General features: G+C 71.9%; 17 protein-coding genes. 13 read left to right on the top strand and 4 right to left on the bottom strand.

What is annotated here, in order from left to right; all coding sequences use genetic code 11:
* Positions 1-123 precede the first annotated feature (123 nt).
* Entirely contained in the window at positions 124-843 is a 720-nt protein-coding gene (locus tag N5875_RS14845) for a SigE family RNA polymerase sigma factor (protein WP_318208845.1), read from the bottom strand.
* A 170-nt stretch (positions 844-1,013) separates the two neighbouring features.
* Between N5875_RS14845 and afsQ1 the strand changes: the two genes are divergently transcribed.
* The 5 genes from afsQ1 (at position 1,014) to N5875_RS14870 (ending at position 4,868) form a co-directional block, all read left to right on the top strand.
* Positions 1,014-1,691 carry a two-component system response regulator AfsQ1 gene (gene afsQ1, locus N5875_RS14850; RefSeq protein WP_017239746.1) on the top strand — a complete coding sequence of 226 codons (678 nt, stop codon included), beginning with the start codon at positions 1,014-1,016 and terminating at the stop codon, positions 1,689-1,691.
* Entirely contained in the window at positions 1,688-3,217 is a 1,530-nt protein-coding gene (locus tag N5875_RS14855; protein ID WP_318208844.1) for a HAMP domain-containing sensor histidine kinase, read from the top strand. Before afsQ1 ends, N5875_RS14855 begins: the two co-directional genes overlap by 4 nt.
* A complete protein-coding gene (locus N5875_RS14860) occupies positions 3,214-3,825 on the top strand; it encodes a hypothetical protein (protein ID WP_338494260.1) in 612 nt (203 codons plus the stop codon). The genes N5875_RS14855 and N5875_RS14860 overlap by 4 nt, the downstream gene beginning before the upstream one ends.
* A 170-nt stretch (positions 3,826-3,995) precedes the next feature.
* Positions 3,996-4,577 (top strand): VanZ family protein, encoded by a 582-nt coding sequence (locus tag N5875_RS14865; protein WP_318208842.1) that lies wholly within the window; start codon positions 3,996-3,998, stop codon positions 4,575-4,577.
* Positions 4,578-4,667: 90 nt separating this feature from the next.
* The gene (locus tag N5875_RS14870) at positions 4,668-4,868 is read left to right on the top strand and encodes a PspC domain-containing protein (RefSeq protein WP_266968634.1); all 201 of its coding nucleotides are present in this window, start codon (positions 4,668-4,670) and stop codon (positions 4,866-4,868) included.
* Positions 4,869-4,967: 99 nt separating this feature from the next.
* Here the strand turns inward: N5875_RS14870 and N5875_RS14875 are convergent, their stop codons facing one another.
* Positions 4,968-5,333, bottom strand: coding sequence for a hypothetical protein (locus N5875_RS14875; RefSeq protein WP_338494264.1), 366 nt, complete (start codon positions 5,331-5,333; stop codon positions 4,968-4,970).
* Between the two features lie 172 nt (positions 5,334-5,505).
* Positions 5,506-6,660, bottom strand: a complete 1,155-nt coding sequence (locus N5875_RS14880) for an adenosine deaminase (RefSeq protein ID WP_338494266.1) — start codon at positions 6,658-6,660, stop codon at positions 5,506-5,508.
* Between the two features lie 276 nt (positions 6,661-6,936).
* Between N5875_RS14880 and N5875_RS14885 the strand changes: the two genes are divergently transcribed.
* The 6 genes from N5875_RS14885 to N5875_RS14910 all read left to right on the top strand — a co-directional run bounded on the left by N5875_RS14885 (position 6,937) and on the right by N5875_RS14910 (position 12,289).
* A complete protein-coding gene (locus tag N5875_RS14885; protein ID WP_338494268.1) occupies positions 6,937-7,629 on the top strand; it encodes a hypothetical protein in 693 nt (230 codons plus the stop codon).
* Between the two features lie 49 nt (positions 7,630-7,678).
* On the top strand, positions 7,679-8,419 hold the full coding sequence (locus tag N5875_RS14890) for a DUF5819 family protein (RefSeq protein ID WP_318208838.1): 741 nt from the start codon (positions 7,679-7,681) through the stop codon (positions 8,417-8,419).
* A 1-nt stretch (position 8,420) separates the two neighbouring features.
* Entirely contained in the window at positions 8,421-9,581 is a 1,161-nt protein-coding gene (locus N5875_RS14895) for an HTTM domain-containing protein (RefSeq protein WP_338494271.1), read from the top strand.
* A gap of 16 nt (positions 9,582-9,597) precedes the next feature.
* Positions 9,598-10,371 carry a GNAT family N-acetyltransferase gene (locus N5875_RS14900; RefSeq protein ID WP_338494273.1) on the top strand — a complete coding sequence of 258 codons (774 nt, stop codon included), beginning with the start codon at positions 9,598-9,600 and terminating at the stop codon, positions 10,369-10,371.
* A 4-nt stretch (positions 10,372-10,375) separates the two neighbouring features.
* A complete protein-coding gene (locus N5875_RS14905; protein WP_318208835.1) occupies positions 10,376-11,419 on the top strand; it encodes an LD-carboxypeptidase in 1,044 nt (347 codons plus the stop codon).
* Positions 11,420-11,512: 93 nt separating this feature from the next.
* The gene (locus N5875_RS14910) at positions 11,513-12,289 is read left to right on the top strand and encodes an alpha/beta hydrolase (protein WP_318208834.1); all 777 of its coding nucleotides are present in this window, start codon (positions 11,513-11,515) and stop codon (positions 12,287-12,289) included.
* A gap of 42 nt (positions 12,290-12,331) precedes the next feature.
* Here the strand turns inward: N5875_RS14910 and N5875_RS14915 are convergent, their stop codons facing one another.
* Positions 12,332-13,345, bottom strand: coding sequence for a LysR family transcriptional regulator (locus tag N5875_RS14915; RefSeq protein ID WP_318208833.1), 1,014 nt, complete (start codon positions 13,343-13,345; stop codon positions 12,332-12,334).
* Between the two features lie 62 nt (positions 13,346-13,407).
* Here N5875_RS14915 and N5875_RS14920 point away from each other — a divergent pair, with 62 nt between their 5' ends.
* Positions 13,408-14,691: an MFS transporter gene (locus N5875_RS14920; RefSeq protein WP_318208832.1), complete on the top strand. Its 1,284-nt coding sequence runs from the start codon at positions 13,408-13,410 to the stop codon at positions 14,689-14,691.
* A 77-nt stretch (positions 14,692-14,768) separates the two neighbouring features.
* Positions 14,769-15,476 (top strand): L,D-transpeptidase family protein, encoded by a 708-nt coding sequence (locus N5875_RS14925; protein WP_318208831.1) that lies wholly within the window; start codon positions 14,769-14,771, stop codon positions 15,474-15,476.
* Positions 15,477-15,555: the final 79 nt, after the last annotated feature.

Below are 15,555 nucleotides of genomic sequence, written 5' to 3' on the forward strand. Positions count from 1 at the left end.
GCCGTACGAGCCCCCCAGCCCGTACGACCCGCGTCGCCGTTCCCCGTACCCCCGTACGGTTCCCCCGTGCTCCCCCGACGGCTCCGTTTCCCCCGTAGCCCCCGTGGGTCTTTCCCCCAGCCTTCAGGCCACCAGCTCGCCGAAGGACTCCTCCTCGTCACGGCCGAAGCTGAGCACCTCGTCCTCGCGCAGTCGCCGCAGCGACCGCCAGATGCTCGACTTCACCGTGCCGACACTGATGTCCAGGATCTCCGCGATCTCCGGATCGGTACGGCCCTCGTAGTAGCGCAGCACCAGCATCGTCCGCTGGAGCTCGGGCAGCCGGGCGAGGGCCTGCCACAGCACCGCGCGCAGCTCCGTGCCGCGCATCGCGTCCGTCTCGCCCACCGTCTCCGGGAGCTCCTCGGTCGGGTACTCGTTGAGCTTGCGCCGGCGCCAGGCGCTGATGTGCAGATTGGTCATGGTGCGGCGGAGGTATCCGCCGACCGCGGCCTTGTCGCTGATCCGCTCCCAGGCGCGGTACGTGGAGAACAGCGCGCTCTGGAGCAGGTCCTCGGCCTCGAACCGGTCACCGGTGAGGTGGTAGGCGGTGGCGTACAGGGAGGCACGACGCTCCTGCACGTAGGCCGTGAACTCGGCCTCCGAGCAGTTGCGCTCCCCCGTGACCTCCCCGTACGCCGCTCCCCCGTCAGCGATGGCCACCATGTACGGCGCCTTGCGCTGACGCCCGACACTGCGAACGCACCCCCGCCCGTTCACACCGCCGGACTTCTCGGTGCTCCGCACGACGTCGTGGAGACGCGTGACTACTGCGCTTGAGGTGGTGCTGTGCAGTGCGTTCATCGTGCGCCCCCCGTCGGTTGGAGTGTGTTTCGGTCTGTGTGCAATGAAGCTTGCCCATCGGACTTCATGGCGTTGTCCGCCGACTGTCACAGGCGTGTCACAGGGGCCCGGCCAGAAGCGCGCCTCCCAGCGGTCGAACTCGGACGGCCCAATGCGACAGAATGTCGCCCGTGCCTTTTCTGTTGCTGATCGAGGACGACGACGCCATCCGCACGGCCCTCGAACTCTCCCTGTCACGGCAGGGCCACCGGGTGGCCACCGCCGCGACCGGTGAGGACGGCCTCCAGCTGCTGCGCGAGCAGCGGCCGGACCTGGTCGTGCTCGACGTCATGCTGCCCGGCATCGACGGCTTCGAGGTCTGCCGGCGCATCCGCCGCACGGACCAGTTGCCGATCATCCTGCTGACCGCGCGCAGCGACGACATCGACGTGGTCGTGGGCCTGGAGTCCGGAGCCGACGACTACGTCGTCAAGCCGGTCCAGGGCCGCGTCCTCGACGCCCGGATCCGGGCCGTACTGCGGCGCGGGGAACGGGAGTCGACGGACTCGGCGACCTACGGCTCGCTGGTGATCGACCGCTCCGCGATGACGGTCACCAAGAACGGCGAGGACCTCCAGCTCACCCCGACCGAGCTGCGGCTGCTCCTGGAGCTGAGCCGCCGGCCCGGACAGGCGCTCTCCCGGCAGCAGTTGCTGCGTCTGGTGTGGGAGCACGACTACCTGGGCGACTCGCGGCTCGTCGACGCCTGTGTGCAGCGGCTGCGCGCCAAGGTGGAGGACGTGCCGTCCTCGCCGACGCTCATCCGTACCGTGCGCGGGGTCGGCTACCGGCTGGACGTTCCTGCGTGAGCAAGGGGATCGTCACGCGGCTGCGTCTCTCCAGCCTGCGGCTGCGTCTTGTCGTCGTCTTCGCCCTGGTCGCGCTCACCGCGGCCGTCGCCGCCTCCGGCATCGCGTACTGGCTGAATCGCGAGGCGGTGCTGACGCGTACCCAGGACGGGGCGCTCAACGACTTCCGGCAGGAGATGCAGAACCGGGCGGCGACGCTGCCGCTGCGGCCCACGCAGGAGGATCTGCGGCGGACCGCGGAGCTGATGGCGACCGGCAGCGCCAACTACCAGGTGCTGCTGCTCGGCGAGCGGGACGCGGGCAAGCCGATCGTCGGCGCCTCGGACCCGGACGACTTCACCCTGGCCGACGTGCCGCGCTCGCTGCGCGAGGCCGTGGACACCGAGCGTCCGGTGACGGAGGCCAACCCGTACCCGTACCACCTGTTCTGGCAGCGTACGGAGCGGAACGGGACGCCGTACCTGGTCGGCGGGACGCGGATCGACGGCGGCGGACCCGCCGGCTACATGTTCAAGTCGCTGGCCGCGGAGAAGGCCGACCTGAACTCGCTCGCCTGGTCGCTGGGGATCGCGACGGCGCTCGCGGTGGCCGGCTCCGTGCTGCTCGCGCAGGTCGCGGCGACGACCGTGCTGCGGCCGGTGCACCGGCTCGGCGAGGCGGCCAAGCAGCTCGGCGAGGGCAAGCTCGACACCCGGCTCCGGGTCACCGGAGCCGACGAACTGGCCGATCTCACCCGGACGTTCAACAGCGCGGCCGAGTCCCTGCAGAAGAAGGTCGCGGACATGAGCGCCCGGGAGGAGTCCTCCCGGCGGTTCGTCGCCGACATGTCGCACGAGCTGCGGACCCCGCTGACCGCGCTCACGGCCGTCACGGAGGTCCTGGAGGACGAGCAGGACTCCCTCGACCCGATGATCGCCCCGGCGGTCGCGCTGGTCGTCAGCGAGACGCGGCGGCTCAACGACCTGGTGGAGAACCTGATGGAGGTGACCCGCTTCGACGCGGGCACCGCCCGGCTCGTCCTCGACGAGGTGGACATCGCCGACCAGATCACCGCGTGCATCGACGCGCGCGCGTGGCTCGACGCCGTCGACCTGGACGCCGAGCGCGGCATCGTGGCGCCGCTCGATCCGCGCCGGCTCGACGTGATCCTCGCGAACCTGATCGGGAACGCGCTGAAGCACGGCGGCTCGCCGGTGCGGGTCTCGGTGCGTACGGAGGACGACGAGCTGGTCATCGCGGTACGGGACCACGGCCCCGGCATCCCCGAAGAGGTGCTGCCGCATGTCTTCGACCGCTTCTACAAGGCGAGCGCGTCCCGGCCGCGGTCCGACGGCAGCGGGCTCGGCCTGTCGATCGCCATGGAGAACGCACTGATCCACGGCGGTTCGATCACCGCCGCGAACTCGGTCGGCGAGGACGGGGCGGTCGACGGCGCGGTGTTCGTGCTGCGGCTGCCGCTCGACGCCTCGGGGATCACCCGTGAGGTGCAGACCCGCAGCAGCCAGGGTGAGGTGGAGGAAGCGTGAGACGCCGCACCATCGGGCGTACGGCCGTGACGGCCGGGCTCGTCGCGCTCACCGCGCTGGCCACCGGCTGCGGGATCAGGACCACCTCGGTCCCGGTGGACGCGGGCGCGGCCCCGTCCCGGGTCCCGTGCAGCGTGACCCAGGAGGCGACGACGGGCACGGCCGTGCAGGACGTGCCGGTCCGGGTGTTCCTGGTCTGCGGCTCGCAGCTGGAGGCGGTGGACCGGCGCGCGCTGCCGGAGGAGAAGACGGCGGGCGGCGACCCGGTCCGCACGGCGTCGGGGCTGCTCGCGCAGCTGCTCGCCGAGCCCTCGGAGAGCGAGCAGCGGGCCGGGTTCACGACGGCGGTGCGCGGCCCGCTGACGGTGAGCGGCGGCCACCAGGGCGACCCGGCGGGCACGCTGCGGCTGAGCCGCCAGCCGGAGGACCTGGCGCCGACGGCCCTGTCGCAGCTGGTCTGCACGTTCGCGGCGAGCTCGGCGGGGGCGGGCGGGGAGACGGTCGTGCTCGGGGGGCCGGGCGCGTACGCCCCGAAGCGCTACCGGTGCACGACGGAACTCCGCGAACGCCCGGAGTCCACCCCACCCACGGCCCCCACCACAACCTGAATCAGCAGCCCCGACCCGGCACCGCCGCCCCAGACCCACCGCCCCGCGGGACGATTGCCCACACGGAGGTGGCGGCGGGCGCGGCCCGAACGGGCCGGGGGTGGCGGGCGCGCGGGGCCGGGTGCAGGTTCGGCGGAACCGATTCCGCTGTTGGGGACGTCTTGGGGGGCGTGCAGCGTCAAGGTTCGGGCGGCAGTGCCGCCGTGGTCGTCCGCGTGGCGGGGTTCGCCCTCCTCCTCGCGCATCTGCTGCTCGTCGCCTGGGTCAGCCTGCGCCCACGGGACGTGGCCTGGGTGACCGCGCCGAACATCGTCCCCCTCGACGGCCTCCGGGCCGACCTCGCCCTCGGTACCGCCGAGGCCGTCCGGCTGATCGGCGAGGGGCTGCTGCTCCTCGCCCCGCTCGGGATCCTGCTCCCGATGGCCGACGGACGGCTCCGGGTCTCCGGCTGGGCCTCCCTCGCCCGTACGACCGCCGCCGGCGCGCTGGTGTCCCTCGCCGTGGAGCTTCTGCAGACCGCCGTGCCCGGTCAGGTCGTGGACGTGGACTCGATCCTCCTGAACACCGCCGGGGTGGCGCTCGCGCATCTCCTCTTCGTCCCGGCCGGCCGCACCTGGCTGCGCCGCAGGTCGGACGCGGGACGGGCGGACTCCTCCTCAGGGAGCGGTCCGGGCCGGGGTTCCGCCCTGCTGCGGAACGAGGGGTCTCAGGGTGCGACCCCGACGATTCCCAGGGTCCCGATCGCCCGGTAGACCGACGCCCCGGACGGCCTTCCGGCGGCACCATGGAGTCATCGGGAGCCCGACGGAGCGGCTCCCGGACCGACTCCGAAGGAGCCCACCATGGCCGCACTGACCCGCCCTCGTGACGGACGCGTGATCGGCGGAGTGTGCGCGGGCCTGGCCCGGCGCTTCGGCATCTCCGCGAACACGATGCGTCTGATCTTCCTCGTCTCCTGCCTGCTGCCCGGCCCGCAGTTCCTGATCTACCTCGGCCTGTGGATCTTCCTGCCGGACGAGCGGAAGGCCACCACGGCCTGGTGACGTACCCACGCCACGCCGAAGGGGCGCGTGCCCGGGAAACCGGGTGCGCGCCCCTTCGGCGTACGGAGAGCCGTGTACGAGCCGTGTACGGCCCCGGGGTCAGCCGAGCGGCAGGCCCTGCAGCGGCAGGCCGCCGAGGAGGCCGCCCAGCGGGGTGGCGCCGAGGCCACCGGCGGCGGCGTCGAGCGGGAGGTTCTGGGTGGCCTGGCCGGCGGCGGCCGGAAGGGTCTTCACACCCTGGTCGAGGCCCTGGCCGAGGGCGCCCTGGCCGGCGCCGAGGGACTCGGCGGCGCCGTCGGGGAGCTCGGTGAGGCCGTCACCCAGCGGCACGGTCTGGGTCACCAGGCCGAGGGCGTCGGGGGCGGCGGGCGCGACCGGGGCGGCGGAGGCCGTGCCGGCGGCGGCAGCGGCGAAAGCGGCACCGAGAGCGGCGACACCGAGCTTCTTGGCGGCAGACTGCTTCATCTGAAAATCTTCCTTGGGGAATCCGGGGGCTTCCGGGAAAGCCGGGCGGGGAAATCCTGGGAATGCAGAGCGGCTCTGCAACCTAACCAGCGAACGACCCCTCCGCAAACACCGGAAAGCGGCCGGGTGTCGTGCTTTCCCGGCCGCTCGGTTCCCCTTGACGGGGCGGTTTTCAGCCCGCCGTACGGGAAGACTCGCTGGTCGTGGCGGTCTGCTGGAACAGCCATTCGGACTTCAGTTCGGCGTAACCCGGCTTGATGACCTCGTTGATCATGGCCAGGCGTTCATCGAAAGGAATGAACGCTGATTTCATCGCATTGACCGTGAACCACTGCATGTCGTCGAGCGTGTAATCGAATGCCTCGGTCAGCAGCTCGAATTCACGGCTCATGCTGGTCCCGCTCATGAGCCGGTTGTCGGTGTTGACCGTGGCCCGGAAGTGCAGCCTGCGCAGCAGACGGATGGGGTGCTCGGCGAACGAGGCCGCGGCGCCGGTCTGGAGGTTGGAGGAGGGGCACATCTCCAGCGGGATCCGCTTGTCGCGGACGTAGGCGGCGAGCCGGCCGAGGGTCACCGAGCCGTCGTCGGCGACCTCGATGTCGTCGATGATCCGGACGCCGTGCCCGAGCCGGTCGGCGCCGCACCACTGGAGCGCCTGCCAGATGGAGGGCAGCCCGAAGGCCTCGCCCGCGTGGATCGTGAAGTGGTTGTTCTCGCGCTTGAGGTACTCGAAGGCGTCGAGGTGGCGGGTGGGCGGGTAGCCGGCCTCGGCGCCCGCGATGTCGAAGCCGACGACGCCGGTGTCGCGGTAGCGGTTGGCGAGCTCGGCGATCTCCAGGGCGCGGGCGGCGTGCCGCATCGCGGTGAGCAGGGCGCCGACCCGGATGCGGTGCCCGTTGGCCCTGGCCTGCCGCTCGCCCTCGCGGAAGCCCTCGTTGACGGCCTCGACGACCTCCTCCAGGGTGAGGCCGGCCTCCAGGTGCTGCTCGGGGGCGTAGCGCACCTCCGCGTACACGACACCGTCCTCGGCGAGGTCGACGGCGCACTCGGCGGCGACGCGGAAGAGGGCGTCACGGGTCTGCATGACGGCGCAGGTGTGCGCGAAGGTCTCCAGGTACCGCTCCAGGGACCCGGAGTCGGCGGCTTCGCGGAACCAGATGCCGAGCTTGTCGGGCTCCGTCTCGGGGAGCTGCTGATAGCCCTGCTCCCGGGCGAGTTCGATGATCGTGCCGGGGCGCAGTCCGCCGTCGAGGTGGTCGTGGAGCAGCACCTTCGGGGCACGGCGGATCTGGTCCGCGGCGGGGACGCTGGGGATCTGGCTCGTCATTTCCGCACTCTAGCCCCTACGCGCGTAGAGCGCGCGGTTTCCGACGCCGTGGTCGCGGCGGGGGAAAGGCGCGGGGGACTCCGCACGGATCGTCTCGTGCCCCGTCAACCGCGCAGGGGTTAACGGGGACCGGCGTTCGGACCTCCGCGCATACGACTTATTGGGCCGTTGAGACGACAACGCCTTCGCCATGCGCCCCGGTCCCCGTCGGCTCGGGGTTTCGTGGGCGGCTTACGGCGGGAGCCGAATCCCGCCGACACCAAGGAAGGACGTGGCATGCGATACATCCGCGGACTGCTCGTCGCAGTCTCGGCAGGCGCCCTGACTCTCGGTATGGTCGGCGCTTCGCAGGCCCTCGGCGGCGGCGTTCCGACAGTGGCCTCCGTACGCGGTGGAGAAGACCACGACAAGGGCGGCGACCACGTCGTCGTCGACAAGTCGAAGCACAACCTCAGCCACAGCTGCAAGGGCACGTTCGGCTACTGCACGCAGAAGGTGAACTTCGCTCCGAAGATCCTGGGAGACGTCGCGCTCACCGGCACGACCGGGCTCATCGGCCTGATCGGCACCACCGGAACCACCGGAACCACCGGAACCACCGGCACGAACGGTACGACCGGAACCACCGGAACCACCGGCACGACCGGCACCAACGGCACGACCACGCCGCCGCCGCCCGCCCAGTGGTGCTCGCCCGGCTACTGGCGGACGGAGCAGCACCTGGACTCGTGGGTGGCCACCGGGTACAGCCCCAACGACAGCTTCGAGTCCGCATTCGGCCGTGAGCCCACGCTGACCCCCCTGGGAGAAGACCAGGCCCCGGACAACCCGACCCTGCACGATGTCGTCGACAACCCCCAGTGGTTCGGCGGTGACGACACCAACGCGGTCGCCGACCTGCTGAGCGACGCCCACCCCGACATCAACTACCAGGGCGTACGCGTCCAGAACAGCTGCCCGCTGAACTGATCGAAGCAGCGGCGGCCCGCGCGTCGGGCCGCCGCCCCGAAGGAACCCGATGGAAACCTCCAGCGACGCCACCGCCGTACGTCCGATCAGTGCGGTCCCGCCGCAGTCCCCGCCTCCGCCGGGCCCGGACGACGGCGAACCGGTGCCCCCCGCGCGGGACGAGGCCCCCCGGTGGTCCCGCGTCTCGGTCGCCGCCCTGACCACCACCGCCGCACTGCTGGCCTGCGCCCTGGTGACGCACCTGGGCATGCTCTTCCTGAGCGTCGCCCCGCCCAACGCCCTGACCGTGGAACACCACGACACCGTCGACGCCTACGTCCAGCCGGAGTTCGGCCAGGACTGGAAGCTGTTCGCGCCGAACCCGATGCAGCGCAACGAAGCCGTAGGGGCCCGGGTGAACACCCTGGCCGCGAACGGCCGCCCCCGCGCGAGCGAGTGGATCAACCTCACGGACCGGGACATCGAGACGATCCGCGGCAACCCGGCCCCCAGCCACGTCGACCAGAACATGCTGCGCCGCGCCTGGGACACGTACATCGCCACGCACAGCGTGACGGACGACCGCCCCAAGGGCGCGCGCGGGACGATGGCCCGCGACTACCTCAAGCGCGTGGTGCTCCAACGCCTCGGCCGTACCTGGCAGGGCGAGCGCATCGTGTCGCTCCAGGTCGGCGGCCGGTTCACGATGGTGGACCCGCCCGCGTGGAGCTCCGAACAGCCCTCCGACACCACCGAGTACCGGCTGCTTCCCTGGTGGACGGTGACCGATCAGGACCACAGGAGCCTGTGACATGACCATCGCCACGGCCGCGCGGCCCACCGAGCGCCTCTCGCGGCTCCTGACCACGATCACCACCGTCAGGGCCCCCTACCAGGCCGCCTTCCTCAGGATCGGACTCTCCGCCGTCGTTCTGGCCTTCCTCGTGCGGGAGTGGCCTAACCGCCATGTCCTGTACGGCAACCGGAGCGCGCTCTCCTTCGACCTGGCCCAGGTCCTGATCCGCGAAGAGGGCACCTTCACCGTGCTGGCGTGGGGAGACGACGGCCTCTGGTTCGAGACCGTCTACGCCGTGACGATCGCCGCCGCGCTCGCCGTCCTGCTGGGCTGGCGGACCCGCGGCACCTCCGTCCTGCTCATGGGCGGCGTTCTGTCGATCATCAACCGCAACACCCTCGTCGGGGACGGTGGCGACAACGTCGTCCGGATCATGGTCATCTACCTGGTCTTCACCCGCTGCGCCCAGGTGTGGTCGCTCGACGCCCGCCGCGCGCGCCGCCGGGCGGGACTGCCGGGCCACGACCGGGCCGGCCTGCTCCTGTGGGCGGTGGCCGGGGCGGTGCTCATCCCGCTGTCCTCGCACCCCACCCGCGGCTGGGCCCTGGTCTTCTGGACCCTGTGGGCCGTCCAGGGCCTCTGGTACGCGGCGGACTTCCGGTTCCCCCGGCACGAGGCGCGTGCCGTGCTCGACGCGGCGGCCTCGATGCTCCACAACTGTGCGATGCTCGCCATCGCGGCCCAGGTCTGCCTCATCTACGCGACCGCCGGCTGGTACAAGATCCAGGGGAGCCGGTGGCAGGAGGGCAGCGCCCTCTACTACGCCCTCCACCTCGACTACTTCGCACCGTGGCCCGCGCTCTCCGCGTTCCTGGCCGGCAGCACGCTGCTGGTCCTGGCCCTCACCTACCTCACCGTCATGGCGCAGGTGGCCTTCCCCTTCACCCTGGCCAACCGCAGGGTGAAGAACGCCCTGCTGGCCGTGATGATCGCCGAACACCTGGGAATCGCCGTCGTCCTGGGCATCCCCTTCCTGTCGCTGGCCATGGTCGTCTGCGACGCGGTGTTCCTCCCCACGGCCTTCCTGATCGCACTCGGAGCACGCTGCGGGCGCCTCGCCGAGCGTCTGCGCAGCCTGTCCGCGCAGACGGTGCGGACTGTCGCGTCGACGGGGTGACTCCTAGGCTGCCGGCATGACCTATCGACCGACCGACGTCGAACTGCCGCGCATCCACGGCTTCCTGTCCGGCTTCCACCGTCGTCAGGCGGACCGGGTCGTCGACTTCCCCGGTGGCTTCGCCGCGCTCGACGACCGGTACACGTACTCCCGGGGCAACAACCACGTGCTGGTCGACGGCGCGACCGACCCCGAGGCGCTGCCCGCGCGGGCCGAGGAGTTGCTCGGCCATCTTCCGTACCGGCTCGTGTACGTCGTCGACGAGGAGGTCGCGGCCGCCTGCCGGGGCCCGCTGGAGCGGGCCGGTTACGCCCATGGAACCACGTTCCTCATGCGGCACACCGGGCCGGTCCCGGCGCACGGCGGGGCCCGGAGGGTGGGTCTCGAGGAGCTGCGCGCGCCCGTCGCGGCGGCCTGGCGCCGGTTCGTGCCCGGGGTGTCCGACGAGGAGGTCCACCACCTGGTGGAGCGGCGGACGGCCCGGCTCGGGGCCGCCGAGGACGCACGGTTCCTCGCCGCGTACACCGAGGACGGCGAGGTGGCGTCGTGGGCCGACCTGTTCCTCGACCCGTCGGCCGGGATCGCCCGCGTCGAGGACCTGGTCACCGCCGAGGCACACCTCGGGCAGGGCCACGCCGGACGGGTCCTCGACACGGCGCTGCACCTCGCGGCCGAGGCCGGCTGCGATCTCCGCTTCCTGAGCGCGAACGAGGCGAAGTGGCCGCACCGCTGGTACGGGCGGAGGGGCTTCACGGTCGTCGACACCATCCACTACTTCGAGAGGGCGTAGCCGCATGCCGACGCCCATACATCCGCCCAAGCCCCGCCCCGGCGACAAGGTCGCGATCGTCTCCCCGTCGGGCGGTCTGCCCGGGGTCTTCCCGCAGCCCTACACGCTCGGGCTCGACCGGTTACGGAAGGAGTTCGGCCTGATCCCGGTCGAGTACCCGACCACCCGCACCTGGGGCTCGACGCCCCGGGAGCGCGCCGCCGACCTGAACGCCGCGTTCGCCGACCCGGAGATCAAGGCCGTCATCGCGAGCATCGGCGGCGAGGACCAGATCACCGTGCTCCCCCATCTGGACCGGGAGCTGATCCGCGCCCACCCCAAGCCGTTCTTCGGGTACAGCGACAACACCAACCTCCTGCTCCTCCTACGCAACCTCGGCGTCGTGAGCTATCACGGCGGTTTGGTGATGGTGGAGCTCGGCCGGCCCGGGGCGCTCCACCCGCGGACGGTGGACTCCCTGCGGGCCGCGCTGCTCGGCTCCGGCCCGTACGAGCTGACGCCGTCGGCGGACGTCGGCGACGTCAACGGGCATTGGGGCGCGCCGGAGACCTTCGCGCGGGAACCTGCGATGGAGCCGGGCGAGGGCTGGTTCTGGCACCACGCCGACCGGGTGGTCACCGGCATCGGCTGGGGCGGCTGCCTGGAGATCCTGGCCTGGATGCTGATGGCCGACCGGGAGATCCGGCCGGTCGAGGAGTACGCGGGGCAGGTGCTCTTCCTGGAGACCTCCGAGGAGATGCCGAGCGCCGACGAGGTGTACCGGATCCTGCGGAACATGGGAGAGCGCGGGCTGCTGCGGCAGTTCCCCGCCCTCCTGATGGCCCGGGCCAAGAGCTGGAGCTTCGAGCAGCCGCTGGAGCCGCCGGCCCGGACCGCGTACCGGAAGGCCCAACGCGAGGCGGTGCTGCGGGCGTTGGGCGAATACGCACCCGGGACCATGGCGGTCTTCGACGTCGACTTCGGGCACACCGACCCGCAGCTGGTGCTCCCGTGCGGTGGCCCGATCCGCGTCGACGGCCCCGCGCGGCGTATCACCGTCACGTACTGAACTCCGGCCGAACGGCGGTGCCCCGCCGGGCGATACGTAACAGAGACCGCGCGTACGACTGGCGTACACCTCTCCTTCTGAGACTGTTCTGTCATGGCGCACTTCGCACTCGTGGGGCCGCCCGACGCCCGGAGACCCCGGCTCGGTCGGCCTGTTGGAGGTTCCCGCACGTCGGCGGCGGTGGGCGGCGTGGTGCTGCTCCTTCCGGACGGCGAGCCGACATCGGGGCGGCGCGCCTCCACGCTGGCGCACGCGGCGATGCTGCCGCTCGGGCGCGGACTGGTCCGGGCGGGCCGCTCCGAGGGGCTCGTCGCCCATGTGGTGCGCTACCGGGGGCGCGGCTGGAACGGCGCCGACGCGAACCTCGCGGCGGACGCCTCCTGGGCCGTCGCCGAGGCCGTACGGCGCTACGGCGACGTCCCGGTCTGTCTCGTCGGCCACGGCCTCGGCGGCAGGGCGGCGCTGCGGGCCGCCGGGCACGGCGCGGTCGGCGCGGTCCTCGCGCTCGCCCCGTGGCTTCCGGAGGACGACATGGCGGCGGAGCCGGAGGCCGTACGGCAGCTGGTGGGGCGCCGGGTGCTGCTCGTGCACGGCACGAACGACGCCCGTACGGACCCGGAGTTGTCGTTCCGGTACGCCGCGCGGGCGAAGAAGGCGAACCGCGACACCTGCCGGTTCGAGGTGCACTCGGACGGACACGCGCTGCGGCAGTACGCGGACGAGGTGCGGGCGCTCGCCGCCGACTTCGTCCTCGGGGCGCTCTTCGCCCGGCCGGTCGCCCGGCCGGTGACCGACGCGATGGCCGCTCCCCCGCCGCTCGGCCTGCGGATGCCGCTCGCGGCGGGTTTCGGGGGCTCGCTCCGGAGGTGAGGGCTCACGCTGGAGGTGAGGGCTCACTCCGGAGGTGAGGGCTCACTCCGGAGGTGAGGGCTCCCGCGCGTCGGCCTCGGCCGGGAGCAGCGGCGCCGCGGGCTCCTTCGGGAGCAGATGGCCGCGCTTGCTCAGCAGGAACTTCTTGAAGGCGGCCACCGGGGCCGTGTCCGGGTGGCCGTCCAGCCAGGCGACGCCGATCTCGCGGACCGCGCGCGGCGCGGTGACGGTGAGTTCGACGACGCCGGGGCGCGGCACGGCCGGGGGCGGCAGCAGGGCGACGCCGAGGCCGGCGGCGACCAGGCCGCGGAGGGTCTCGGTCTCCTCGCCCTCGAAGGCGACCCGGGGCTTGAAGCCGGCGTCCGCGCACAGGTCGTCGGTGATGCGGCGGAGCCCGTACCCCGGTTCCAGGGTCACGAAGGTCTCGTCGGCGGCCTCGGCGAGGCGGACGCGCTTGCGGCCCGCGAGCCGGTGGTCGTCGGGGACGACGAGCCGGAGCCGCTGCTCGTCGAGGCGCCGGGCGACCAGGTCGGGGGCGTCCGGCACCGGCGAGGTCAGGCAGAGGTCGAGGTCACCGGCCCGGAGACGCTCGATCATGGCCTCGCCGTAGTTCTGGACGAGGGTGAAGCGGATCTTCGGGTGGTCGACGCGGAAGGCGCGGATGAGACCGGGGACGGTCTCGGAGCCCATGGTGTGGAGGAAGCCGAAGGCGACGCGGCCCGCGGTGGGGTCGGCGTCGGCCCGTACGGTGTCGGCGGCCCGCTCCACCTCGGCGAGCGCCCGTTCGGCGGCGGTGAGGAAGCGGCGCCCGGCGGGGGTGAGGGAGACGGTGCGGCCGCGGCGGGCGAAGAGGGTGACGCCGAGGTCCTGTTCGAGCCGGACCATCGCCCGGGAGAGCGTGGACTGCGGGACGCCCATCTCGGCCGCGGCCCTGGTCACATGCTCGTGCCGGGCGACGGCGGCGAAGTACGCGAGCCGCGGCGCGAGCAGCAGTCCCATGTCTTCTTCGTTACTGTTCGGTGACAGGCGATGCTGTGACCTGTACTCATGCACCATGGGAACGATTACAGCAGTTCCGTGCATTGGACGCATGAAGCGGGGCGTCCTACGTTCGTGACATGCCTTCCGCCAGTACCAAGGCGGCCGCCACCCACGCGTCCGCCGACACCCGCCTCGCCCCTGCCGACACCCGCCTCGCCCCCGGCGCCGCCGGTTACCGCCGCATGAGCCTCGCGTTCTTCGCCGCCGGCCTCGCCGCCTTCGCGCTCCTCTACTCCACACAGGCCCTCCTCCCGGCCATCTCGGCCGAGTTCGGCGCCACCGCCTCCGCCGCCTCCTGGACGGTCTCGGCCGCGACCGGCGCCCTCGCCCTGTGTGTGCTGCCGCTCAGCGCCCTCTCCGAGCGCTTCGGGCGACGCGCGATGATGATCGCCTCCCTGTCCGTCGCGGTCGGCATCGCCCTCCTCGTGCCGCTCGCCCCGAACCTGGAGTCCCTGATCGCCCTCCGCTCGATCCAGGGCGCCGCGCTCGCCGGGCTGCCGGCCTCCGCGATGGCCTTCCTCGCCGAGGAGGTCCGCCCCAAGGCGCTGATCGCCGCGATCGGTCTGTTCGTGGCGGGCAACTCGATCGGCGGCATGAGCGGCCGTCTGGTGACGGGCTGGGTGGCCCAGATGTGGGGCTGGCGGGCGGGTCTGGCCGCGGTCGGTCTGACGTCCCTGCTGTGCGCGCTGGCCTTCCGGGCGCTGCTGCCGAAGGCACGGCACTTCACGCCCGGCACGCTCGACCCGAAGGCGCTCGCCCGGACCGTGCGGACGCACCTCGCGGACCCGCTGCTCATGCGGCTCTACGTGATCGGCGCCCTGTTCATGACGGTGTTCGGCGCGGTGTACACCGTCATCGGCTACCGCCTGGTCGAGGCCCCGTTCTCGCTGCCGCAGGGCGTGATCGGCTCGATCTTCCTGATCTACCTGGTCGGTACGGTCTCCTCCGCGGCCGCGGGCCGGCTCGTCGGCCGGCTCGGCCGGCGCGGGGCGCTCTACCTGGCGGTCTCGACCACCGCCGCGGGCCTGCTGCTCTCGCTCTCCGACGCGCTGCCCGCGGTCCTCGCGGGCCTCGTCCTGATCACCGCCGGCTTCTTCGCGGGCCACGCGGTCGCCTCCTCCTCGGTGAGCCGTACGGCCACGACGGGCCGCGCGCAGGCCTCGGCGCTCTACCAGTCGGCGTACTACATCGGCAGCAGCGCGGGCGGCACGCTCGGCGCGATCGCGTTCCACGCGGGCGGGTGGGCCGGCACGGTCCTGATCGGCCTCGTCGCGGTCCTCGGCGTCGTCTCGGTGACGCTGTACGGCAGCCACAGCGCGCGCGTGGAGGCGCGGCGGGTCCAGCTCGTCACATCCTGCTGATTCCGGCGGATTCCGCTGCAACTGAGTCGCTCCCCCTGACGTCCTGACTGATAGGACTCAAGGGGGAGTTGACGATCATGAAGAGAATCGCGGGTCGAATAGGGAAGAGAGCGGGAATCGCGGCCGGCCTCACCTCACTGGTGGTGCCGATGACGATCGCGCTCGGTGCGGCTCCGGCGCAGGCGGCGTCCTGCAACGTGACGACGGGCCCGTACCAGAAGCAGGTGGAGAAGTTCCTCGGGCGGACCGTCGACGGCCGCCAGTCGCTCGCCGACTGCCAGGCCATCCAGGCCTTCCAGCGGAAGCACGGCATCACCCCGACCGCGGGGTACGCCGGGACGATCACCTGGCGCACGATGAACACGATGATCCAGCAGAAGGCGGCGGGGTCCAACCCCAACAAGGACCGCAAGTGTCCGACCAACCGGGGCCGGATCGCGTGCGTCGACCTCACCCGCCAGCTGAGCTGGATCCAGGACGGCTCGCGCCTCAAGTACGGGCCCGTGCCGGTCCGTACGGGCAAGGACGGCACCGAGACCCGGACCGGGTCGAAGAAGATCTACTGGCGGAACATCAACCACTGGTCGACGATCTACCACGTCTCCATGCCGTACTCGCAGTTCTTCGACGGCGGGCAGGCCTTCCACTCGACGACCAAGTCCATGTGGAACCCGCCGGGTTCCGGCGGCTGCGTCAACATGCGCTCGGCGGACGCCAAGGCGTACTGGAACCTGCTCAGGAACGGCGACGACGTCTTCATCTACGGACGCAAGCCGGGAACCTGACCCCGACTGTCAGTCGGCTGCGGTAGCTTCCCTCTCACCGGCACCGAACGGGTGCCGGTGAGGGGTGAGTGGGGTGTGG

This window comes from Streptomyces sp. SJL17-4 (assembly GCF_036826855.1).
In the GTDB taxonomy this organism is placed as follows: domain Bacteria; phylum Actinomycetota; class Actinomycetes; order Streptomycetales; family Streptomycetaceae; genus Streptomyces.

Excerpts from the sequence above, each read along its gene's own strand:
- N5875_RS14890 (WP_318208838.1), top strand. The coding sequence starts at position 7,679 with ATGGAAACCTCCAGCGACGCCACCGCCGTACGTCCGATCAGTGCGGTC.
- N5875_RS14870 (WP_266968634.1), top strand. The coding sequence starts at position 4,668 with ATGGCCGCACTGACCCGCCCTCGTGACGGACGCGTGATCGGCGGAGTG.
- N5875_RS14900 (WP_338494273.1), top strand. The coding sequence starts at position 9,598 with ATGACCTATCGACCGACCGACGTCGAACTGCCGCGCATCCACGGCTTC.
- N5875_RS14920 (WP_318208832.1), top strand. The coding sequence starts at position 13,408 with ATGCCTTCCGCCAGTACCAAGGCGGCCGCCACCCACGCGTCCGCCGAC.
- N5875_RS14910 (WP_318208834.1), top strand. The coding sequence starts at position 11,513 with ATGGCGCACTTCGCACTCGTGGGGCCGCCCGACGCCCGGAGACCCCGG.
- N5875_RS14905 (WP_318208835.1), top strand. The coding sequence starts at position 10,376 with ATGCCGACGCCCATACATCCGCCCAAGCCCCGCCCCGGCGACAAGGTC.
- N5875_RS14845 (WP_318208845.1), bottom strand. The coding sequence starts at position 843 with ATGAACGCACTGCACAGCACCACCTCAAGCGCAGTAGTCACGCGTCTC.
- N5875_RS14875 (WP_338494264.1), bottom strand. The coding sequence starts at position 5,333 with ATGAAGCAGTCTGCCGCCAAGAAGCTCGGTGTCGCCGCTCTCGGTGCC.
- N5875_RS14895 (WP_338494271.1), top strand. The coding sequence starts at position 8,421 with ATGACCATCGCCACGGCCGCGCGGCCCACCGAGCGCCTCTCGCGGCTC.
- N5875_RS14925 (WP_318208831.1), top strand. The coding sequence starts at position 14,769 with ATGAAGAGAATCGCGGGTCGAATAGGGAAGAGAGCGGGAATCGCGGCC.
- N5875_RS14915 (WP_318208833.1), bottom strand. The coding sequence starts at position 13,345 with ATGGTGCATGAGTACAGGTCACAGCATCGCCTGTCACCGAACAGTAAC.
- N5875_RS14885 (WP_338494268.1), top strand. The coding sequence starts at position 6,937 with ATGCGATACATCCGCGGACTGCTCGTCGCAGTCTCGGCAGGCGCCCTG.
- N5875_RS14880 (WP_338494266.1), bottom strand. The coding sequence starts at position 6,660 with ATGACGAGCCAGATCCCCAGCGTCCCCGCCGCGGACCAGATCCGCCGT.